This is a genomic window from Phaeobacter italicus, assembly GCF_001258055.1.
Classification (GTDB): Bacteria; Pseudomonadota; Alphaproteobacteria; order Rhodobacterales; family Rhodobacteraceae; genus Phaeobacter; species Phaeobacter italicus.
Window position 1 is genome coordinate 59,857 of record NZ_CVRM01000003.1, and the last position, 19,028, is coordinate 78,884.

Genomic DNA, 19,028 nt, shown 5'->3' on the forward strand with positions numbered 1-19,028 from the left:
GAGGCCGCTTTCGCGCTACATCGGCGCAAGGCCACCCAAGGATGGGACAGGTCGGGCAGAGGAAGGGCGCAGCATGAGTGAGGAAATCCTGGCAACCGTAGAGGCATCGCAGCCACGACGCGTTCTGGCCGTCGCGATGTTGCTGATTATCGGGGCGATTCTTGTCTATGTGGCCCTCGCCACGCCACCTGCGCTGCATTGGTTGGTGTTTTTGTTGGCTGTTGGCGTCTTTTCCCTGTGGCTTGCGATGCGCCTGTGGCAGGCGACGGCCATGCGGATCGAGCTGACGGCAAGCGAGCTGCGGTGTTCCAACGGTGAGCTGATTGCCCGAACCGAGGATGTGGTCGCTGTGGATCGCGGGGTCTTTGCCTTCAAGCCGTCCAATGGCTTCTTGATCCGAACCAACGTGCCGGGTTCACGCAGCTGGCATCCGGGGCTTTGGTGGCGCCTGGGGCAGCGGATCGGCATTGGCGGCGTTACCCCTGGATCACAAAGCAAATCGATGGCCGAGATCCTGTCGATCATGATTGCGCAGCGTGGTCAGGGCCCGTCGCAGGGCTGATACCTGACTGCCAGTTGGCACAAGAAAAGGCGCCGCCGATGATCGGGGCGCCTTTGGTGTTGCGGATCGGTCAAGATCAGTCCGTTGACGGTGTGCTGTCATCATGGCTGCCGCCGGAGCCGTCCTGACCTTCAAACTTCACCTGTGGGGCAAAGCGGGGGCGCGTGAACACGAAGTTCTGAATATCCATATTTGGCAGGCCAACCCGAAAGGCCGGTTCGATGTCGTTGCGTGTTTCAACCAGAATGACACGCTCTTGGTCGGGCATGGAAGGCAGGTTGTCCTTCACGGTCTGGATGGTGACGTCCTGCCATTCGACAAACTGACCGCCCCGGACCTTGGACCAGTCCACATAGTAGCGGTTGTCATCCTCGTCCCAGCGGATCACCGAGATGCGCAACGAGATTGAAGAGTCGACCCGGATCAGCAGCTGAGCGAGTTCGTGCATGCTGTCGATGTAGGTTTCGTTCAGCGTCACCGTCTCCCGCGAGATGAGGTCGGAAATGGTGTAGGCGGCCTTGAGGTTTGCGCTCTCCTGACGGAAGGCGTCGAAATAGGTATAGATCGCGGCAAACACACCCAGCAGAAGGGGCATGTAGAAGGCGAACTCTACCGAAACAGAGCCGTCAGTGTCACGACGATAGCGGCGAAACAGGGTGCGTAGAGACGTCAGCATGGTTTACCGAGGCTCCTGAACAAAGGCAGAGGTCGCATACAGGCGGATCCGGCCGTCCACATCCGTATCCATGTCGTCTGCCAGTCCCCAATGTGGGAACGCTGGTTTGAAGGAGAGGCAGGCGCGGATGAACATCAGGTCGTTGGAATCGCCATTGATGAAGGCGCGCACTGGCTGGACGTCTTCGATGCGGTTGATGCAGTCGGGCTCTGGGTTGATTGGTGTCCAGGCAAAAGGATCCACCTGCACCATTTCCAGCCGCAGCGAGGTTTCGCAATTGCGGATGAAGGGAGAGCGCTGGCACACGGCGTCACGGATCTCGTTGTGCTGTTGCGCAGCCCCCGTTCCCAGACGCAGATCGCGCACGGTCTGATCCAGCGCCCGCTCCAGCATTGACTGCTGAATGGTGATCAATCCCAGCTCAACCGTATTCATCAACAGGAACAGAAAGGCGGGGATGACGATTGCGAATTCGATCGTGGCCGTTCCATCCTCGCGCTGGCGAAACCGGCGCAACCCGGTCAAAGCGCGAGTGGCACAAGAGGAGAGATAGCGCGCAATCATTGGGTCAGCCTCAGCTGGCGGATCGACGTCGCGATCGAGGCAAAGGCGTCGCTGATTTCCAGTCCCTGGACATCGAAGTAGTGAGCGTCAGAGCTCGCGCAGTCCTTGAGGACCGAGACACCGCCGGATGGGGCTTCAAAGCCGATCGTGTAGACCACGATGCCGCGCGCCTTTGCGGCATCGCAGATCGCCTTTGTGCGGGCGTTTTTGGTGCTGGTTCCCCAGCTGTCATACACACCGTAATACCAGGAATTTTTTGCTGCACTGTTGCCCATCCAGTCGGCAAACAGCCGCTGATAGACATAGCGCAGTGACGTGCGGGCAAACAGTTCGGCATGGGTCAGCTGGGTGACGGTCGCAGGGGTGCCCTGTTCGTCCTGCCACCAGCAGTTGTAGTAGCCGCATTCGCGATATTCGCCCTGGCCATAGGCGTGGTCTTCCCAACGGTTCATTTTGTCCCAGTAGTACCGCTGGTTGCCCGGGTTGTATGTCGAATACCGCGCCTTGTCGCTTGAGGCGGCGGAATTGTAGAACACGGGCGCATTGCCGCCGCGATGGTCGCTTTCGACATAATATTGGGATGTGTTCTGGCCATCGGTCATCAGAACAATCACCTTGACCGTTTCCGTATCATTGTACGCGGCGGGTCGGTCGGCGAATACACCCGGAACATTGACGCTGCTGGAGGTCAGAGCGCTGATCACCGGCTGGGCAGATGGGTCAAGCAGGACGGTGCCCCATTTCATACCCACATCAATCGAGGTGTTTCCCCAGGCCTGAAGATTCTGGATGAAGTCTTTCAGCCGGTTTGCATCCTTTTGAAACGGCATGACTTCGCGGTGGGCGCGTTCATCGCACACCGGGTATTGGATCAGGCCGTTGGAGGGGCGCGCGTCACCGCTCCACCACGGGGTGAAATGCATGGTGCGATTGAGGCTCGCGGTCGTGGACAGGCCGGTCGATGTAAAATGGGTGCCGGTGAAGTTCACGCAGTTCGAATACTCGTGCTCATCCGTCACATTGTACTGATCGAGCATGTCCTTGGGCAGGCTGACCTGGGTGGCGTAAGGAACAATCGACACCGACATTTTGTTGTCGGCGGTGTTGGCCACCATCGTATCGATGAAATCCCGCGCCGCGTTCTTGAGGTTGTAGAGGCGGCTGTTGGAGTTCATCGAGCCCGAAACATCCAGCACAAGCGAGATCTCCAGCCCGTCGATGCTCTCTTCTGCACGGGAGTTGGCATAAAGCGGCATGTCCTGCCCGCCAGAGAAGTCCAGCCACTGGGTTTCAAAGGTGGTGTCGATCGTGCTCTCGACACGTTTGTAGCCGATGCCTGTCTCTGCAATTGGCGGCTGGTAATATTCGCTGAGGTTGGCCTTGTTCAGATAGTCCTGCACCACGACATCCGGCGGCAGCGGCTGGTCGAGGTCGGCAGCGGCAAGAACGGCGCGGTCAAGCGTGTATTGCAGGATCGTGCGGTCCCGTTCCATGCGCATCAGATCAATGCCGATGCCACCCACCGCGACCATCGACAGAAGAAACGCAATCATGGGTTTGAGAAGCACGCCAGACTCGTCGCTCCGGAACTCTCGAATCCGGGTCGAAGCCTTCAGGGCAGCCCGTCGCGAGGCGACGGCCATCTTGTCAAAACACACACTCATTTTCCTGAACCCCCAGTCGCCGGACCCCCCGGTGAGGCGCCTTCTGATAACGGAATTTCACACTTCTTAATGCTTGATGAACATGGCGGAATTGGGGCGCGATACCGTTGAAATATTGAGGATTGTATCTATCTGCAGGGGCAATTCAGGATGCGCCCGGGCTGTTGTTCCTTATTTGTCAACAGCGGGCGGGTGGCGGGCGACTCGGTGAATCGTGCAGGAGATGAATTTGCCTAAATTTGATTCTTTTCGTTTGGGAATGGTCAAAAAGGTCGCACCTTCTTAATCCTGTGGTCATAGTGTCCTCACACTATCCTGAGTCGATGCAGAAGCACGGAGTAGAGTTTATGAGCAGTGCAACAGAACCCAGTTTTCGCCAGAGTGTTGACCTGATGTTCAACCGGGCGGTGGCCCTGATGGACCTGCCGCCGGGACTGGAGGAAAAGATCCGGGTTTGTAACGCAACTTACACCGTGCGGTTTGGTGTGCGCTTGCGCGGGGGCATTCAGACATTCACCGGTTACCGCTCGGTTCACTCGGAGCATATGGAGCCGGTCAAGGGTGGCATCCGCTACGCGATGGGGGTGAACCAGGACGAGGTGGAGGCGCTGGCGGCGCTGATGACCTATAAATGCGCGCTGGTTGAGGCGCCGTTCGGGGGCTCCAAGGGGGGCTTGTGCATTGATCCGCGCCAATACGAAGAGCACGAGCTGGAATTGATCACCCGCCGCTTTGCCTATGAGCTGGCCAAGCGTGACCTGATCAACCCCTCTCAGAACGTTCCGGCCCCTGATATGGGGACCGGCGAACGGGAGATGGCGTGGATCGCGGACCAATACGCCCGCATGAACACCACTGATATCAACGCGCGCGCCTGTGTGACGGGCAAACCGCTGAATGCCGGCGGCATTGCTGGCCGCGTCGAAGCAACGGGCCGGGGCGTGCAATATGCGCTGCGCGAGTTCTTCCGCAACCCCGAGGATGTGGCGGCTGCCAATCTTGAAGGGAAGCTGGATGGCAAGCGGGTCATCGTTCAGGGGCTTGGCAACGTGGGCTATCACGCGGCCAAATTCCTGATGTCCGAGGACGGTGCCAAGATCACCGCGGTGATTGAACGGGACGGGGGGCTGATTGATGAAAACGGGCTCGATATCGAGGCGGTTCATCAGTGGATCGCAAACCACGGCGGTGTCACGGGCTATCCAAACGCGCGCTACGTCGAAAATGGCGCGGTGCTGCTGGAAGAAGACTGCGACATCCTGATCCCGGCGGCGCTTGAAGGGGTGATCAACCTCTCCAATGCGGCAAACATCAAGGCCCGTCTAATCATTGAGGCTGCAAATGGCCCGGTGACCGCGGGTGCAGATGAAATCCTGCGCGAAAAAGGCTGTGTGATCATTCCTGACATGTACGCCAACGCCGGTGGTGTGACCGTGTCTTACTTTGAGTGGGTCAAGAACCTTTCGCATATCCGCTTTGGCCGGATGCAGCGCCGTCAGGAAGAGGCACGTCACCAGCTTGTCGTGGACGAACTGGAAGCGCTGTCCGAAAGCCTTGGCAAAACCTGGACGCTGGATCCGAAGTTCAAGGAACGCTACCTGCGTGGCGCGGATGAACTGGAACTGGTGCGCTCTGGTCTCGATGACACCATGCGCACGGCCTACCAGTCCATGCGCGAAGTCTGGCACAGCCGCGATGATGTCACGGATCTGCGCACAGCGGCCTATCTTGTGTCGATTGACAAGGTGGCCAAGAGCTACCGCGCCAAAGGGCTCTGATCGACAGGCTGCCCGCGCGGTTTCACGCGGGCAAAGCGACAAGAGATCGAAGGGGAGGCGGGAAAACCTGGCTCCCTTTTTTGTTTTCCTTTCGTCATGTGGTCCTTTGGCTTGCTTGGCGACGCCGCCCTGCGCATAGTACTGGACATATGTGTCCGTTAAGGGGGCGCAGACGCAATCTGCTCCGCTGCGCTCTTGGGACTGGAAAGCGTGGCGCATTGCGGTCAGACTGAATGGAACGATCCGTCCGGCAGGCACGGACGCACTGGGGGTGGTCATGCGATTTTCAGGATGGCGCGTTCTGCGCGAGGGCTTGAGCGGCAACAGGGGCTGGGGGCCACACTGGCGCGACCCGGACCCCAAGGCAGAGTACGACGCCGTGATCATTGGCGGTGGAGGCCACGGGCTGGCAACGGCGTATTATCTCGCCAAAGACCACGGCATGACCAACATAGCGGTGTTGGAGCGTGGCTATCTTGGGGGCGGCAATGTCGGGCGCAACACCACCATTGTGCGGGCCAATTACTATCTGCCCGGCAACTCAGAGTTCTATTCGCATTCCCTGAAACTCTGGGAGGGGCTGGAACAGGATCTGAACTACAACGCGATGATGTCTCAGCGCGGTATCCTGAATGTCTTTCACAATGACGCGCAGCGCGATGCGGCGGTGCGTCGGGCCAATGCGATCATCAATCAGGGGGATGACGCCGAAATCCTGACCCGCGCCCAGCTGCGCGACATGGTTCCCCAGCTCAATTATGACGGCAATCGCTTTCCGATCCAGGGGGCATTGCTGCAAAGACGGGCTGGCACCGCGCGTCATGATGCGGTGGCCTGGGGGTTTGCGCGGGCGGCCGACCTGCGCGGCGTGGACCTGATCCAGAATTGCGAGGTGACGGGCATCCGCACCGAGGGTGGGCGCGTCACGGGCGTGGAAACAGGGCGCGGAACCATTCGCGCCAAAACCGTCGCAATGGCCGCTGCCGGCCGGTCCAGTCAGGTGGCTGCCCTGGCGGGGTTGACCCTGCCGATCGAAAGCTACGTTTTGCAGGCCTTCGTAACCGAGGGGCTGAAGCCGATCATTGACCACGTGATCACCTTTGCCGAGGGGCATCTCTATATCAGCCAGTCCGACAAGGGGGGGCTGGTTTTTGGCAGCTATCTCGATCTCTATGCGTCCTACGCCGCGCGGGGCAACCTGCCGATGGTGGAACACACGATGGAGGCCTGCATGGCCATGATGCCTGCAATCGGCAAGGCCAAGCTGCTGCGCGGCTGGGGGGGTATCATGGACATGACGCCAGATGGGTCACCCATCATCGACCGTACGCCCATCGAGGGGCTCTATCTGAACGCAGGGTGGTGCTACGGCGGCTTCAAGGCGACGCCTGCCTCTGGCCAGTGCTACGCGCATCTGATCGCAACGGGCAGGCCGCATGATGCTGCGGCCGGGTTCCGTCTGGACCGGTTTGAAACAGGCCGTGGCCTCATGGATGAGGAGGCGACGGGTGCGCAACATAATCTGCACTGATGATACGGGCCGACTGCTGGCCAAGGTGGCGGGCCTGCGGTGTGAAATGAGTATTTCTGGAAAGGTGAAAGGGCGGCGGAGATGAGGATCACCTGTCCCTTGTGTGGCGAGCGCGATCGCCGGGAGTTCACATATCGCGGGGCCGCGCTGGATGCGCCTGCCGCAGATGACGGCGCCGAGGCCTGGCATAGCCATGTCCACCTGCGCCAAAACCCTGCCGGGCCTCTAGAGGAATGGTGGCATCACCAGCAGGGCTGTGGCAGCTGGATCCGCGTCCGCCGCGATACCGTAAGCCATGTGATGCTCGCCAGTGCGCTGGCCAAGCCAGAAGATGCAGATGGGGGTTCGGCGTGATGCGGATTTCCGGGTGGGGCCAATCGGGCGAGGCGCGCGAGGTCGGATTTACATTCAACGGGCAGGCTCTTCGTGGGCGAGATGGTGAACCGCTTGCTGCGGCCCTTCTGGCCAATGGCATTCACCTTGTTGGGCGATCGTTCAAATACCACCGCCCTCGCGGCATTCTGACAGCAGGCAGCGAAGAGCCCAACGCGCTTGTCACTCTGGGGGAGGGAGCGCAGCAAGAGCCGAATGTCCGCGCAACCACCTTGCCCCTGTTTGAGGGGCTGTCAGCCCGGAGCCAGAACTGCTGGCCGTCGGTTGGTTTTGATGTGATGGCGCTCAACGATCTGGCGGCTCCGTTTCTGGGGGCCGGGTTTTATTACAAGACCTTCATGTGGCCGGCCGAATTCTGGGAGCGGTTGTATGAACCCCTGATCCGAAGGGCGGCAGGGCTTGGTGCCTTGTCGGGGGCACCGGATGATGCCGCTTATGAAAAGGCCTTTGGTTTCTGTGATCTCTTGGTGGTCGGGGCGGGGCCTGCCGGGTTGATGGCGGCACTGACTGCTGCGCGTGCTGGGCTTGACGTGATCCTGTGCGACGAAGATGTGACACCGGGGGGACGGTTGCAAAGCGAGCGTGACACCATCGCAGATGCCCCTGCGCAGGCATGGATCGATGCGACAGTTGCCGAACTGGACAGTTGCGACAATGTCCGGCGCATGGCGCGGACCACCGTAACTGGCGTCTATGACCAGGGCACCTATGCCGCCCTGGAGATGGTGCCGCAGTCATCAGGCAGAGCAGGGCGGGCGTGTTTCTGGCGCTTGATGGCCAAACGCGCGATCCTTGCCACCGGCGCGCTGGAACGCCCGATTGCCTTTGCCAACAACGACCGGCCGGGGATCATGATGGCCGGTGCCGTACGCAGCTATCTCAATCGCTGGGGCGTTGCACCCGGCGAACGGGTCAGTGTTTTTGCCAACAACGATCACGCCCATCGCACCGCGCGTGATCTGGTGGCGGCGGGCGTCCATGTTGCCGCCGTGATCGACAGCCGCCATGACGCGCCGCAAAGTGATCTGTTCCGGGTGATCCGGGGCGCAACAGTCTGCAATGCCTCGGGTCGACGCAGGTTGGAGAGCATCACCCTGCGCTCTGTCGGAGGGGAAGAGAAGCTGCAGACCGATTGTCTGGCCATGTCTGGTGGCTGGAACCCGACGCTGCATCTGACCTGCCATCTGAACGCACGCCCCCGCTGGAGACGGGATCTGGCCTGTTTCATTCCGGAGCCTGACGCAGTGCCGGGGCTGGATCCGGCAGGCGCCTGCCGGGGCAGGTTCAGCACCGCTCAGGCGTTGCAGGATGGTGCCGACGCGGCGCTGCGGGCGCTGAAGGCGTTGGGCAAGTCAGCGGGACCTGCGGATGTTCCAAAGGCCGAGGCAGACAGCTATGGCATCCAACCGCTTTGGTCGGTGCCAGGGCGTGGCCGGGCCTGGGTCGATTTCCAAAATGACGTGACGGTCAAGGATATCTGCCAGTCGGCCGCGGAGAACTTTCGCTCTGTTGAGCATATGAAGCGCTACACGACGCAAGGCATGGCAACGGATCAGGGCAAAAGCTCAAACGTGGTGGCGCTGGCGGTGCTAGCTGAGGCCACGGACCGGTCGATTGCTGAAACCGGCACCACCACCTTTCGTCCGCCTTTTGTGCCGGTTGCTCTTGGGGCGATGGGGGCCGGGGCAACGGGCATGGGGTTTGCGCCGCGCCGGATGCTGAGCTCGCATCAGGTGGCGGAAGAACGCGGCGCGACCATGATGGAGGTCGGGCTGTGGTATCGTGCCAGCTATTTTCCCAAACCGGGCGAGACCAGTTGGCGACAATCCTGCGACCGCGAAGTGGGATATGTTCGCAATGCGGTCGGGATTGCGGATGTGTCGACCCTTGGCAAGATCGACATTCAGGGGCCAGATGCTGCGCGACTGCTGGAGTATGTCTATGTGAACCGTTTTTCCAAACTCGCACCCGGTCGCGTCCGATATGGGCTGATGCTGCGGGAAGACGGGTTTGTGATGGATGACGGCACAACGGCCTGCCTGGGAGAGAACCACTATGTGATGACCACCACCACTGCGGCAGCCGGTCAGGCGATGGCGCATCTGGAATTTGTCACGCAGGTGCTGCAGCCGCAGTGGAATGTCCGTATCAGTTCTGTGACCGAACAATGGGCGCAGTTTTCCATCGCAGGTCCCAAGGCGCGCGCGCTGTTGCAGGATCTGGCTGGCGCCGGGTTTGTGCCGTCTGACTGGCCCTTTATGTCCTGCGGGCAACTGCAGCTGGGTGATGTCATGGCGCGGCTGTTCCGGATCTCCTTTTCGGGAGAGGAAGCCTATGAGCTGGCAGTGCCCTCGCGCTATGGAGAGAGCCTGTTCCGGCTGCTGCTGGAGAGAGCAGAGGCCGTGGGCGGCGGTCCTTATGGATTGGAGGCCCTGAATGTGCTGCGCCTTGAAAAGGGGTTTCTCACCCACGCAGAGATCAATGGGACCGCCTCGTTGCATGATCTGGGGCTGGAGGAAATGATGAACCCCGATGCGCCCTGCGTGGGACAGGTCATGGCAGGGCGAGAGGGGCTCGTTGCGCGCGACCGCATGCGACTTGTCGGGATCAGGCCAACTGATCCGGGAGAGCGGCTGAGCGCAGGCGCGCATCTGTTTGACCCCGACGACAGCGTGGAGCGAAAGAACGATCAGGGCTATGTGACCTCGGTCGGGCATTCGCCCACTTTGGGGCATATGATCGGGTTGGCATTGATAAAATCGGGGCCTGACCGGATTGGGGATCCGATCCGTATGGTGGATCACACGGCTGGGTTGGATGTGATCTGTGACATCGTGGAGCCGGTGTTCTTTGATCCGGAGGGGGAGAGAGCCCGTGGTTGAGCTGAGCGCAAAGACACCCTGTGCGGATCTGCTGCCGCTGACAGTTGGGGCGCTGACACTGAGCGAGGTCGCGCCAACGGTGATGACCACGCTGTCTCCTTACGAGGGGTGCAGGGATGCGTTGTCGGCGGCGTTGGAGGCGCGCTATGGTCTGCGCTGGCCCAAACCCAACCGCAGCACCGCAAAGGCGGGGGTTCGGTTGCTGTGGTTTGGGCGGGACATGGCGCTGCTGTCAGGCGCTGCCCCTGATCGCGGGCTCTCGGATCACGCGGCGCTGGTCGACCAAAGCGATGGTTGGGCCGTTGTTCAGCTGAGCGGTGCGGGGGCTGAGGACGCACTGGCCCGTTTGTGTCCGGTGGATTTGCGTCCTTCTGTGTTCAAGCGGGGGCATACGGCACGGTGCGACCTGCGCCACATGATGGCATCGATCACGCGTCTTGGGCCTGCATCATTTCAGATCATGGTGTTTCGCTCTATGGCGGAAACCCTGGTGGAAGATGTGAAAACAGCGATGGAAGCTGTCGCGGCACGGGGGTAATCTTGGGGATCACCAACTGATTCCGGGAGCCCGATTCATGATCCGTCATGCGCTTGTTGCTATTGTCTTGGCAGCGCCGGCCTACGCCGCTGAAAACAAAGAAGAAAGCTGCAAGTATCAAGGGCAGGTCATGGCTGCGGTCCAGCAAGCGCGCCTGGATGGCGTGAAGCAGGATGAGGTCGTTGAGACGATTCTGGCAGCCTCGCCTGAGTGGCCGGATCAATACAGCAACGCCCTGCCGCAATTGAGCGCGCATATCTACAGCCTGCGCAAACGCGACCTGCGCAAGAACGATTTCGGTGCCATTCTGGAACAGCAGTGCCTGGAAAACTGGGACCAGATCCAGGAAATGAAAAAGCAGCTACAAAGCAACTGACATGTCTCTGCCGCCCGGATTTCTTGATGAATTGCGCACACGCGTCAGCCTTACGCAGGTTGTCGGGCGCAAAGTCATGTGGGATCAGCGCAAATCCAATCAGGGCAAGGGGGACATGTGGTCACCATGCCCGTTCCACCATGAAAAAACCGCCAGCTTTCACGTCGATGACCGCAAGGGGTTTTATTATTGCTTTGGCTGTCATGCCAAAGGCGATGCGCTGAAGTTCATTCAGGAAACCGAGAATGTGGGCTTCATGGAAGCGGTCGAAATCCTTGCCCAGGAGGCGGGGATGGAAATGCCCGCCCGCGACCCTCGCGCCCAGCAGAAACAGGACCATCGCAGCCAGCTGGCCGAGGTCATGGAACAGGCGGTGCGCTTTTTCCGGATGCAGCTGAAAACGCGCCAGGCTGAAGAGGCGCGCAGCTATCTGGCCCGCCGGGGGCTCAGCCCCGAGGCGCAGGACCGGTGGGAAATCGGATTTGCCCCGGACGGGTGGCAGAACCTCTGGGATGCCCTGCGTGGCAAGGGTGTCCCCGAAGAGCTGATCCTTGGGGCGGGTCTTGCGAAACCGTCGAACAAGGGTGGCAAACCCTATGACACTTTCCGTAACCGGATCATGTTCCCGATCCGCGATGCCCGTGGCCGCGCCATTGCCTTTGGCGGGCGGGCGATGGACCCAAATGACAACGCGAAATACCTGAACTCGCCGGAAACCGCGTTGTTTGACAAGGGGCGCAGTCTCTACAATCACGGCCCCGCACGCACCGCATCCGGCAAGACCGGCCAGCTTTTGGTGGCCGAGGGCTACATGGATGTGATCGCGCTGTCAGAGGGTGGGTTTGCCGCCTCAGTGGCCCCGCTTGGAACGGCGATCACCGAACATCAGCTGCATATGCTCTGGCGGATCGCGGATGAGCCGATCATCGCGCTTGATGGTGACAAGGCAGGCCTGCGCGCAGCGATGCGGCTGATTGATCTGGCGCTGCCCTTGCTGGAGGCAGGTAAATCGCTGCGCTTTGCGCTGATGCCCGAAGGCAAGGACCCCGACGATCTGATCCGCAGTGAAGGGCCTGAGGCCGTTCAGGCTGTTCTGGACCAGGCCATGCCGATGGTGAAACTCCTGTGGCAGCGCGAGACTGAGGGCAAAGTTTTTGACAGCCCCGAACGCAAGGCCGCGCTCGATAAAGCGTTGCGCGACAAGATTCGTCTGATCCGGGATCCGTCCATTCGCCGCCACTACGGCGAAGATATTCAGGACATGCGCTGGGAACTCTTTCGCGGTGGGCGTCCCCGCGACGAGATGCGCAGCCCCGCTCAGGATGTGGCACCAGATTATCCGCCGATGCCGGAAGCGGGATATGATCCGGGGTATGACAACGGCTATGATCCCGATCCGGGCTATGACATGGGCTATGACCCAGCGCCTGCGTTTGATCCCGGCTTTGATGCGCCGCCGTCAGTACCACAGGATACGCGGCCCCCGGTTCGTCAGGGGCAGGGGGGCAATGCCCCTTCGGGCGGGTATTCAGGCCGCAAGGGCGGAGGCTTTCGTGATGGAGGACGTCCGCCCTGGCGTGGAAAGAACGCGCCGCCAACGCCGCTGCAAACCACGCGCAACTCGCTTTTGGCGGGGGGGAGCGAGGAATCTCTGGTGCGGGTCCGTGAGGCAGTGATCCTTGCGACGGTCATCACCACACCAGCCGTGATTGCGCAGTTTGAGGCCAACCTGGAACGGATGGCCTGTGTCGGGTCAGATCATGCGCTTCTGCGGGATCTGGTGCTGCGCCATGGCATTGATGCACCGGATCGCCTTAAAGAGGAAATTGATGCGGCGGCCGGAGCGCATGCTCTTGAAAACCTCTTCGCGCTACGCCATGTGGCAATCATGCCCTGCCTGCGCAGACCCGGCGATGTGGAAACCGCAAGCCTGACGCTTGCCGAAGAATTTGCCAAGCTGGAAGCCAGCCGGGGCCTTGATGCAGAACTTGCCGAGGCCGAAGAGGACCTGAGCGGCCTTGCAGATGAGGCTGTGACCTGGCGTCTGGGCCAGGCGGCTGAGGCGCGAAATAAGGCAGTGCGCAGCGAGAACGAGGACCGCGCACAGTATGATGTGGGGGAGAACGGGGCGCGTCTGAACCGGGAGGAACGGGACGCCTTTGGAGCCCTTCTGGAACGTATTGGCTACTCCAAGAAGTGACCCCTGCGCAGCAGTCAGGTCGTTTTGCTAAGGAAGAGCAGAAGAAAAACGGGTAAACCGGGTGACGAATCAATAGATCGCGATAATGATTCGCGAGACCGAATCGCCCCAGCCCCTACGAGGAGCATTGAATGGCCGCCAAAGATACCGACGACCGCAAACCTGATGATCAGGAGCCTGAAATCTCTCTCGATATGAGCCAGGCTCAGGTCAAGAAGATGATCGCCGAGGCGCGAGAGAAGGGCTACATCACTTACGATCAGCTCAATCAGGTCCTGCCGCCGGATCAGGTCAGTTCGGAGCAGATCGAGGATGTTATGTCCATGCTCTCCGAGATGGGCATCAACATCATCGAGGATGAAGAGGCCGAAGAGGAAGAGCAGAAAGGCTCGACCGACCTGGTCACGACCGACAGCAACCGCGAAGTCGCCGTTGCAGGTGCCCAGACTGAAAAGCTGGACCGCACCGATGACCCTGTGCGCATGTACCTGCGCGAAATGGGCTCGGTTGAGCTGCTGAGCCGCGAAGGCGAGATCGCGATTGCCAAGCGCATCGAGGCTGGCCGCAACACGATGATTGCGGGTCTGTGTGAAAGCCCGCTGACCTTCCAGGCGATCACGATCTGGCACGACGAACTTCTGTCCGAAGACATTCTTTTGCGGGATGTCATCGATCTGGAAGCCACCTTTGGCAACCAGATGGACGAGGATGGCGATGTGGCGGAGCCGGTCGTCGATACCTCGGCGGTTGCTGCCAACAAGCCTGCCAAGGATACCGGCCCGGAGCTGGATGCAGATGGCAACCCGATTGCCTCTGATGACGATGATGACGACGACGAGCAGGCCAACATGTCCCTCGCAGCAATGGAAGCTGCGCTGAAGGACAAGGTGTTGACCACGCTTGAGCAGATCTCCTCTGACTACTCGCAGCTGAGCGAGATGCAGGACAGCCGGATCTCTGCGACACTGAACGAAGACGGCTCTTTCAGCGACAATGATGAGCAGATCTATCAGTCCCTGCGTTCGGAAATCGTTGAACTGGTGAACGGTCTTCACCTGCACAACAACCGTATCGAGGCGTTGATCGACCAGCTTTACGGCATCAACCGCCGCGTCATGCAGATCGACAGCTCGATGGTGAAACTGGCTGACCAGGCCCGCATCAACCGTCGCGAGTTCGTCGAAGCCTACCGTGGTCGCGAACTGGATCCGAACTGGCTTGCCGACATGGGCGAAAAGCCCGGTCGTGGGTGGCAGATGTTCATCGAACGCTCTACCGACAAGGTCGAAGAGCTGCGTGCAGACATGGCGCAGGTCGGCCAGTATGTGGGTCTGGATATTTCGGAATTCCGTCGCATCGTTCAGCAGGTTCAGAAGGGCGAGAAAGAAGCCCGTCAGGCCAAGAAGGAAATGGTCGAGGCCAACCTGCGCCTGGTTATTTCGATCGCCAAGAAATACACCAACCGCGGTCTGCAATTCCTTGACCTTATTCAGGAAGGCAACATCGGCCTGATGAAGGCGGTGGACAAGTTCGAATACCGCCGCGGATACAAGTTCTCGACCTATGCGACCTGGTGGATCCGTCAGGCAATCACGCGCTCCATCGCGGATCAGGCCCGGACCATCCGTATTCCGGTCCACATGATCGAGACCATCAACAAGCTGGTCCGCACCGGTCGTCAGATGCTGCACGAAATCGGCCGCGAGCCGACGCCGGAAGAACTGGCCGAAAAGCTGCAGATGCCGCTGGAAAAGGTCCGCAAGGTGATGAAGATCGCCAAGGAGCCGATCTCGCTCGAAACCCCGATCGGGGACGAGGAAGACAGCCAGCTTGGCGATTTCATCGAGGACAAGAATGCCGTGCTGCCGCTCGACAGCGCCATTCAGGAAAACCTCAAGGAAACCACGACACGGGTTCTGGCCTCGCTCACCCCGCGTGAAGAACGGGTTCTGCGGATGCGTTTTGGCATCGGCATGAACACCGATCACACGCTGGAAGAAGTCGGCCAGCAGTTCAGCGTGACCCGCGAACGGATCCGCCAGATCGAGGCAAAGGCGCTGCGCAAGCTGAAGCACCCGAGCCGCTCGCGCAAACTGCGCAGCTTCCTCGACCAATAAGCGGTATTTACCAGCATCAAGAAGGGCGCTCCATCGGGCGCCCTTTTTTCGTTTTGGGTCCATGGATTGCCACCACAGTCATGGTGGGTGTTGAGGGGGCGTTAACCAATAAGGCAGACGAGCAATTGTTGCCGCCTGCCGGGGCTCTTAAATTAAGGCTACGTTAAGAGTTCAGATCCACCCGGAGGCCACGATATGTCGCAACACAGCAACCTGCAGGAAGCCTTGGGCGTTCTGGATGGGCGTTTGCGGTCACTTCATGCTCTGACCCGGGCGAACTCCTTTCTGGTCGAAATCCTGCGAAATGAACGCGAAGTGCTGGAAAAGATGGATGGCGACGTCGCCCGTGACATGCTGCGCGCCCGGGCCCGCCGTCATTTTGGTGCCGAGGCGGGTGAGAATGCCTGCCCTGAAACGCTGAAGGTTCTTGAAACCGCCCTGAGCCAACCGCGCGAGGCCGCCCAAACCGAAAGCGCGCAAATCATTCCCTTCCCATCGCGCCGGGACGCGTGATGGTTGGGTGAGTGCAGGGTGGTTCGTGATCGAATGTGAGCCCTGTCCTATGGTCGTTGGGTGGAAATCCCTCGGCTCGTTCATATCTGTCTATCAATAGCTCAGGCCAGCGATGCCGATTTTTCGGTCGCAGGCGAGCATTGAACCGACAGGATTTGAAACATGCGACCATTCAAATATGCTCTAGCTGCCCTATTCGCCTTCGCCCCGCTTGCCCAGGCGCAAACCGTTCACGTTACGCCGGACCGGGCACGTGTATTCCCTTTGTCCGATGGAAGTTTTGAAGTTGCGCCGCCTCGCGGTCAGGTGCTTGACGGATATTGGTGCGCAGCAGCTGACTACGCCCGTCGCGGCCTAGGCGCCGACTGGGGGCAGGACATCTATGTGGCGCGCGGATTGGGAGACGGCGTTGCCATCAACCGGACATCGACCGTGATCTTCACGCTTACCCCTGTCCCGAGTGACAAGCCGGATCGGTTCATCACACGGACCAACGCTTTTCACGTTGGCGATCGGCTGAACGTGCAGGAAGCTGATCACAAATGCAGCATCGTCCGGCGGCGGTTCTGATCGGCTAAGCGACATTGGCAATGGGAGGTGCCGACATGACAGATCTATTGGCCAAAAAGACCAGCGCGTCCGCAATGAATGGTCTACAGTGGGGGGTGGTCGCAGTGATGCTCAGCGGGCTCGTGCTTACCGCCGTGCCCGCAGCCGCCCAGGCCTTTACCGCAGTCAACCGTCTCCAGGTGGTTCCGGCAGGGACAAGCCAGTTTGAGGTCATAGGCCGGGCAGGCGCGTTCAAGCCGGATTACTGGTGCGCGGCGGGCGATTATGTCCGCAAATCGCTTGGCCTGTCTTGGCAGACAAAGATCTACGCAGTTGACGGAATTTCCCGCAGTGTCACCACGGGTGCGAGATCGGCGGTTCGGTTCACGTTGGATCCTGAAGCTGCAGGAATCACACCCTATGACGCCAATTGGGTCGGAGATATCCTGACACCGGGATATTCCATGCGCGCCAATGCAGCCTTTGGGGAATGTGAGGACAGCCTGTTTCCCTTCCGCCGCTTCAACTGATACCAGTCGGGCAGAGCTTTCTTCAGCGCCGCAGATATGCACGGAGCAGCCATGCAGGCACAATTCGTCATCCCAACGACAGGGCAGGGCCTGTACGAGTTTTCAGGGCAGGTTTGTAATTGGGTGCGGGAAGCAGGGATCGACAGTGGACTCTTGACGTTGTTTGTCCAGCATACCTCTTGCTCGCTGCTTGTTCAGGAAAATGCCGACCCGGAGGTCCAGCACGATTTGTTGGCCTATCTGGCCCGGCTGGTGCCGCCTGCAACAGATCCCTCCATGCGCTATCTGCGGCATACCTATGAGGGGCCGGATGACATGCCAGCCCATATCAAGGCGGCCATATTGCCGGTAAGCCTGACAATCCCCGTCTCTGACGGCCAGCCGCGTCTTGGGACGTGGCAGGGGATCTATCTGTTTGAGCATCGCGACGCCCCGCACCGGCGCAATGTTGTCGCTCATCTCGCGTGAGCCCCCGGTATCTTGTGGTTCCATTTCGCCCCTACCCAAAGCCTAGAGGCTGCCATATAGTTGTGGATAAGGGCGCAGATGCGCGCCACTTACAGGCGGTCAGGAATAGGGGGGACAGCACATGCGCTGCCCGTTTTGCGGAAATATCGACACCCAGGTAAAGGATTCGCGCCCGGCAGAGGATCACGTCTCTATCCGCAGGCGCCGGTTCTGCCCGGCGTGTGGTGGACGCTTTACCACCTATGAACGTGTTCAACTGCGGGATCTGGTGGTCATCAAATCCAACGGTAAACGCGAGGATTTCGACCGCGACAAGCTTGAACGCTCCATCCGGATTTCCATGCAAAAACGTCCGATCGAACCTGAGCGCATTGATCAGATGATTTCGGGTATTGTCCGGCGGCTGGAGAGCATGGGCGAAACCGACATCAATTCCAACAAGATCGGTGAGATCGTGATGGAGGCTCTGGCCCGGATAGACACCGTGGCCTATGTCCGCTTCGCCAGCGTTTACAAGAACTTCCAGGCGGCCGATGATTTTGAGGACTTTGTCCACGAGCTGCGCCCGAATGTGACGCCGGAAGAGTGAGACAGGACGACATTCGATACATGTCGCTTGCGTTGTCCTTGGGACGGCGCGGGCAGGGGCAATGCTGGCCCAACCCGGCGGTGGGCTGTGTGATCGTCAAGGATGGCCGCATTGTCGGTCGTGGCTGGACGCAGCCGGGCGGGCGACCGCATGCCGAGCCAGAGGCCCTTGCGCGTGCGGGGGCGCTGGCGCGGGGGGCCACGGCATATGTGTCGTTGGAGCCTTGCGCACATTTCGGCAAGACCCCCCCCTGTGCGCAGGCTCTGATCGATGCAGGCGTTAAGCGTGTCGTTGCCGCGATCGAAGACAGCGATCCGCGGGTGTCGGGGCACGGGTTTGCCATGCTGCGCGATGCAGGGATCGAGGTCACGACAGGCATCTGCGCTGACGAAGCTGCCCGCGATCATGCGGGTTTTTTCCTCAAGACCGAACAGGGCCGGCCATTCGTGAGGCTGAAACTCGCCAACAGCTTTGATGGACGCATTGCGACCGCAACGGGCGAAAGCAAGTGGATCACCGGGCCCGACGCGCGCAGGGCAGTTCATGCAATGCGCGCGCGTCATGATGCGGTGATGGTTGGCGGCGGCACGGCGCGAGCGGATGACCCCTCTTTGACGGTGCGTGACATGGGCATCAGCCGACAGCCGGTCAGAGTTGTGATCTCCCGTCACCTGGATTTGCCTCTGATGGGACAGCTGGCGCGAACGGCAAAGGATGTTCCTTTGTGGATCTGCCACGGCAGCGGGGCAGATGCCGACCGTCTGCGCGCGTGGGAAGGGGTCGGCGCGACCCTCATCCATTGTGCGTCTGATGGGCTGCAGTTGGAGGCGGCAGATGTATTGCAGCAATTGGGTCAGGCTGGGCTTACGCGGGTCTTCTGCGAAGGTGGCAGCGGTCTTGCTGCGTCTCTGCTCAAGCAGGACCTGGTGGATGAGCTGATTGGGTTTACTGCGGGCGTTGTCATCGGGGGGGATGGCCTGTCGTCAATCGGCAGCCTGGGCCACGAGGCGCTCGCGGATGCGCCCCGCTTTGACCTGATCGAGCAAACCCAGATCGGGCCGGATCTGCTGCATCGCTGGGCTCGGTCACTGCGCTAAA

Annotated in this window: 18 protein-coding genes; 15 read left to right on the forward strand and 3 right to left on the reverse strand. The window is 60.2% G+C overall.

Translation table 11 applies throughout. The features are described 5' to 3' along the window. The first annotated feature begins 73 nt into the window (after positions 1–73). On the forward strand, positions 74–562 hold the full coding sequence (locus NIT7645_RS01380) for a hypothetical protein (protein WP_008560043.1): 489 nt from the start codon (positions 74–76) through the stop codon (positions 560–562). Between the two features lie 76 nt (positions 563–638). On the opposite strand, the gene NIT7645_RS01385 is transcribed toward NIT7645_RS01380, so the two are convergent. The 3 genes from NIT7645_RS01385 to NIT7645_RS01395 are packed head-to-tail and all read right to left on the reverse strand — an operon-like array spanning position 639 to position 3,466. Further along, complete coding sequence (locus tag NIT7645_RS01385) at positions 639–1,238, reverse strand: TadE/TadG family type IV pilus assembly protein (protein WP_008559891.1); 600 nt, start codon at positions 1,236–1,238, stop codon at positions 639–641. Positions 1,239–1,241: 3 nt separating this feature from the next. Further along, positions 1,242–1,802 carry a TadE/TadG family type IV pilus assembly protein gene (locus NIT7645_RS01390; RefSeq protein WP_008563280.1) on the reverse strand — a complete coding sequence of 187 codons (561 nt, stop codon included), beginning with the start codon at positions 1,800–1,802 and terminating at the stop codon, positions 1,242–1,244. Beyond that, entirely contained in the window at positions 1,799–3,466 is a 1,668-nt protein-coding gene (locus NIT7645_RS01395) for a Tad domain-containing protein (protein ID WP_037302503.1), read from the reverse strand. The genes NIT7645_RS01390 and NIT7645_RS01395 overlap by 4 nt, the downstream gene beginning before the upstream one ends. A 347-nt stretch (positions 3,467–3,813) precedes the next feature. Between NIT7645_RS01395 and NIT7645_RS01400 the strand changes: the two genes are divergently transcribed. The 14 genes from NIT7645_RS01400 (at position 3,814) to ribD (ending at position 19,027) form a co-directional block, all read left to right on the forward strand. Further along, positions 3,814–5,244, forward strand: a complete 1,431-nt coding sequence (locus NIT7645_RS01400) for a Glu/Leu/Phe/Val family dehydrogenase (protein WP_008559753.1) — start codon at positions 3,814–3,816, stop codon at positions 5,242–5,244. Positions 5,245–5,521: 277 nt separating this feature from the next. Further along, positions 5,522–6,775, forward strand: coding sequence for a sarcosine oxidase subunit beta family protein (locus NIT7645_RS01405; protein ID WP_037302902.1), 1,254 nt, complete (start codon positions 5,522–5,524; stop codon positions 6,773–6,775). A gap of 81 nt (positions 6,776–6,856) precedes the next feature. Then, a complete protein-coding gene (locus NIT7645_RS01410) occupies positions 6,857–7,129 on the forward strand; it encodes a sarcosine oxidase subunit delta (RefSeq protein WP_008559775.1) in 273 nt (90 codons plus the stop codon). Further along, complete coding sequence (locus NIT7645_RS01415) at positions 7,129–10,050, forward strand: sarcosine oxidase subunit alpha family protein (protein WP_050685805.1); 2,922 nt, start codon at positions 7,129–7,131, stop codon at positions 10,048–10,050. The genes NIT7645_RS01410 and NIT7645_RS01415 overlap by 1 nt, the downstream gene beginning before the upstream one ends. Then, positions 10,043–10,588: a sarcosine oxidase subunit gamma gene (locus NIT7645_RS01420; RefSeq protein WP_008562300.1), complete on the forward strand. Its 546-nt coding sequence runs from the start codon at positions 10,043–10,045 to the stop codon at positions 10,586–10,588. The genes NIT7645_RS01415 and NIT7645_RS01420 overlap by 8 nt, the downstream gene beginning before the upstream one ends. A gap of 37 nt (positions 10,589–10,625) precedes the next feature. Continuing rightward, on the forward strand, positions 10,626–10,964 hold the full coding sequence (locus NIT7645_RS01425; RefSeq protein ID WP_008561109.1) for a hypothetical protein: 339 nt from the start codon (positions 10,626–10,628) through the stop codon (positions 10,962–10,964). Between the two features lies 1 nt (position 10,965). Next, positions 10,966–13,164, forward strand: coding sequence for a DNA primase (gene dnaG, locus NIT7645_RS01430; protein WP_008563033.1), 2,199 nt, complete (start codon positions 10,966–10,968; stop codon positions 13,162–13,164). Between the two features lie 131 nt (positions 13,165–13,295). Next, entirely contained in the window at positions 13,296–15,281 is a 1,986-nt protein-coding gene (rpoD, locus tag NIT7645_RS01435) for an RNA polymerase sigma factor RpoD (protein WP_008562182.1), read from the forward strand. A gap of 195 nt (positions 15,282–15,476) precedes the next feature. Beyond that, complete coding sequence (locus NIT7645_RS01440) at positions 15,477–15,794, forward strand: hypothetical protein (protein ID WP_008559747.1); 318 nt, start codon at positions 15,477–15,479, stop codon at positions 15,792–15,794. 162 nt (positions 15,795–15,956) lie between these two features. Further along, the gene (locus NIT7645_RS01445) at positions 15,957–16,364 is read left to right on the forward strand and encodes a hypothetical protein (protein WP_037302502.1); all 408 of its coding nucleotides are present in this window, start codon (positions 15,957–15,959) and stop codon (positions 16,362–16,364) included. A gap of 35 nt (positions 16,365–16,399) precedes the next feature. Continuing rightward, positions 16,400–16,873 (forward strand): hypothetical protein, encoded by a 474-nt coding sequence (locus tag NIT7645_RS01450; RefSeq protein ID WP_008558782.1) that lies wholly within the window; start codon positions 16,400–16,402, stop codon positions 16,871–16,873. A gap of 51 nt (positions 16,874–16,924) precedes the next feature. Next, positions 16,925–17,341, forward strand: a complete 417-nt coding sequence (locus tag NIT7645_RS01455; protein ID WP_037302501.1) for a secondary thiamine-phosphate synthase enzyme YjbQ — start codon at positions 16,925–16,927, stop codon at positions 17,339–17,341. A gap of 121 nt (positions 17,342–17,462) precedes the next feature. Next, complete coding sequence (gene nrdR / locus NIT7645_RS01460) at positions 17,463–17,930, forward strand: transcriptional regulator NrdR (protein ID WP_008561698.1); 468 nt, start codon at positions 17,463–17,465, stop codon at positions 17,928–17,930. Further along, positions 17,927–19,027 carry a bifunctional diaminohydroxyphosphoribosylaminopyrimidine deaminase/5-amino-6-(5-phosphoribosylamino)uracil reductase RibD gene (ribD, locus tag NIT7645_RS01465; RefSeq protein ID WP_278245800.1) on the forward strand — a complete coding sequence of 367 codons (1,101 nt, stop codon included), beginning with the start codon at positions 17,927–17,929 and terminating at the stop codon, positions 19,025–19,027. The genes nrdR and ribD overlap by 4 nt, the downstream gene beginning before the upstream one ends. The last annotated feature ends 1 nt before the right edge of the window (position 19,028 follow it).

What these genes read in the sequence shown, in the direction of transcription:
- nrdR (WP_008561698.1), top strand. Translation starts at nt 17,463, where the DNA reads ATGCGCTGCCCGTTTTGCGGAAATATCGACACCCAGGTAAAGGATTCG.
- NIT7645_RS01390 (WP_008563280.1), bottom strand. Translation starts at nt 1,802, where the DNA reads ATGATTGCGCGCTATCTCTCCTCTTGTGCCACTCGCGCTTTGACCGGG.
- NIT7645_RS01415 (WP_050685805.1), top strand. Translation starts at nt 7,129, where the DNA reads ATGCGGATTTCCGGGTGGGGCCAATCGGGCGAGGCGCGCGAGGTCGGA.
- NIT7645_RS01445 (WP_037302502.1), top strand. Translation starts at nt 15,957, where the DNA reads ATGCGACCATTCAAATATGCTCTAGCTGCCCTATTCGCCTTCGCCCCG.
- rpoD (WP_008562182.1), top strand. Translation starts at nt 13,296, where the DNA reads ATGGCCGCCAAAGATACCGACGACCGCAAACCTGATGATCAGGAGCCT.
- NIT7645_RS01410 (WP_008559775.1), top strand. Translation starts at nt 6,857, where the DNA reads ATGAGGATCACCTGTCCCTTGTGTGGCGAGCGCGATCGCCGGGAGTTC.
- NIT7645_RS01450 (WP_008558782.1), top strand. Translation starts at nt 16,400, where the DNA reads ATGACAGATCTATTGGCCAAAAAGACCAGCGCGTCCGCAATGAATGGT.
- NIT7645_RS01440 (WP_008559747.1), top strand. Translation starts at nt 15,477, where the DNA reads ATGTCGCAACACAGCAACCTGCAGGAAGCCTTGGGCGTTCTGGATGGG.
- NIT7645_RS01380 (WP_008560043.1), top strand. Translation starts at nt 74, where the DNA reads ATGAGTGAGGAAATCCTGGCAACCGTAGAGGCATCGCAGCCACGACGC.
- NIT7645_RS01395 (WP_037302503.1), bottom strand. Translation starts at nt 3,466, where the DNA reads ATGAGTGTGTGTTTTGACAAGATGGCCGTCGCCTCGCGACGGGCTGCC.
- dnaG (WP_008563033.1), top strand. Translation starts at nt 10,966, where the DNA reads ATGTCTCTGCCGCCCGGATTTCTTGATGAATTGCGCACACGCGTCAGC.
- NIT7645_RS01425 (WP_008561109.1), top strand. Translation starts at nt 10,626, where the DNA reads ATGATCCGTCATGCGCTTGTTGCTATTGTCTTGGCAGCGCCGGCCTAC.
- NIT7645_RS01385 (WP_008559891.1), bottom strand. Translation starts at nt 1,238, where the DNA reads ATGCTGACGTCTCTACGCACCCTGTTTCGCCGCTATCGTCGTGACACT.
- NIT7645_RS01455 (WP_037302501.1), top strand. Translation starts at nt 16,925, where the DNA reads ATGCAGGCACAATTCGTCATCCCAACGACAGGGCAGGGCCTGTACGAG.
- NIT7645_RS01405 (WP_037302902.1), top strand. Translation starts at nt 5,522, where the DNA reads ATGCGATTTTCAGGATGGCGCGTTCTGCGCGAGGGCTTGAGCGGCAAC.
- NIT7645_RS01400 (WP_008559753.1), top strand. Translation starts at nt 3,814, where the DNA reads ATGAGCAGTGCAACAGAACCCAGTTTTCGCCAGAGTGTTGACCTGATG.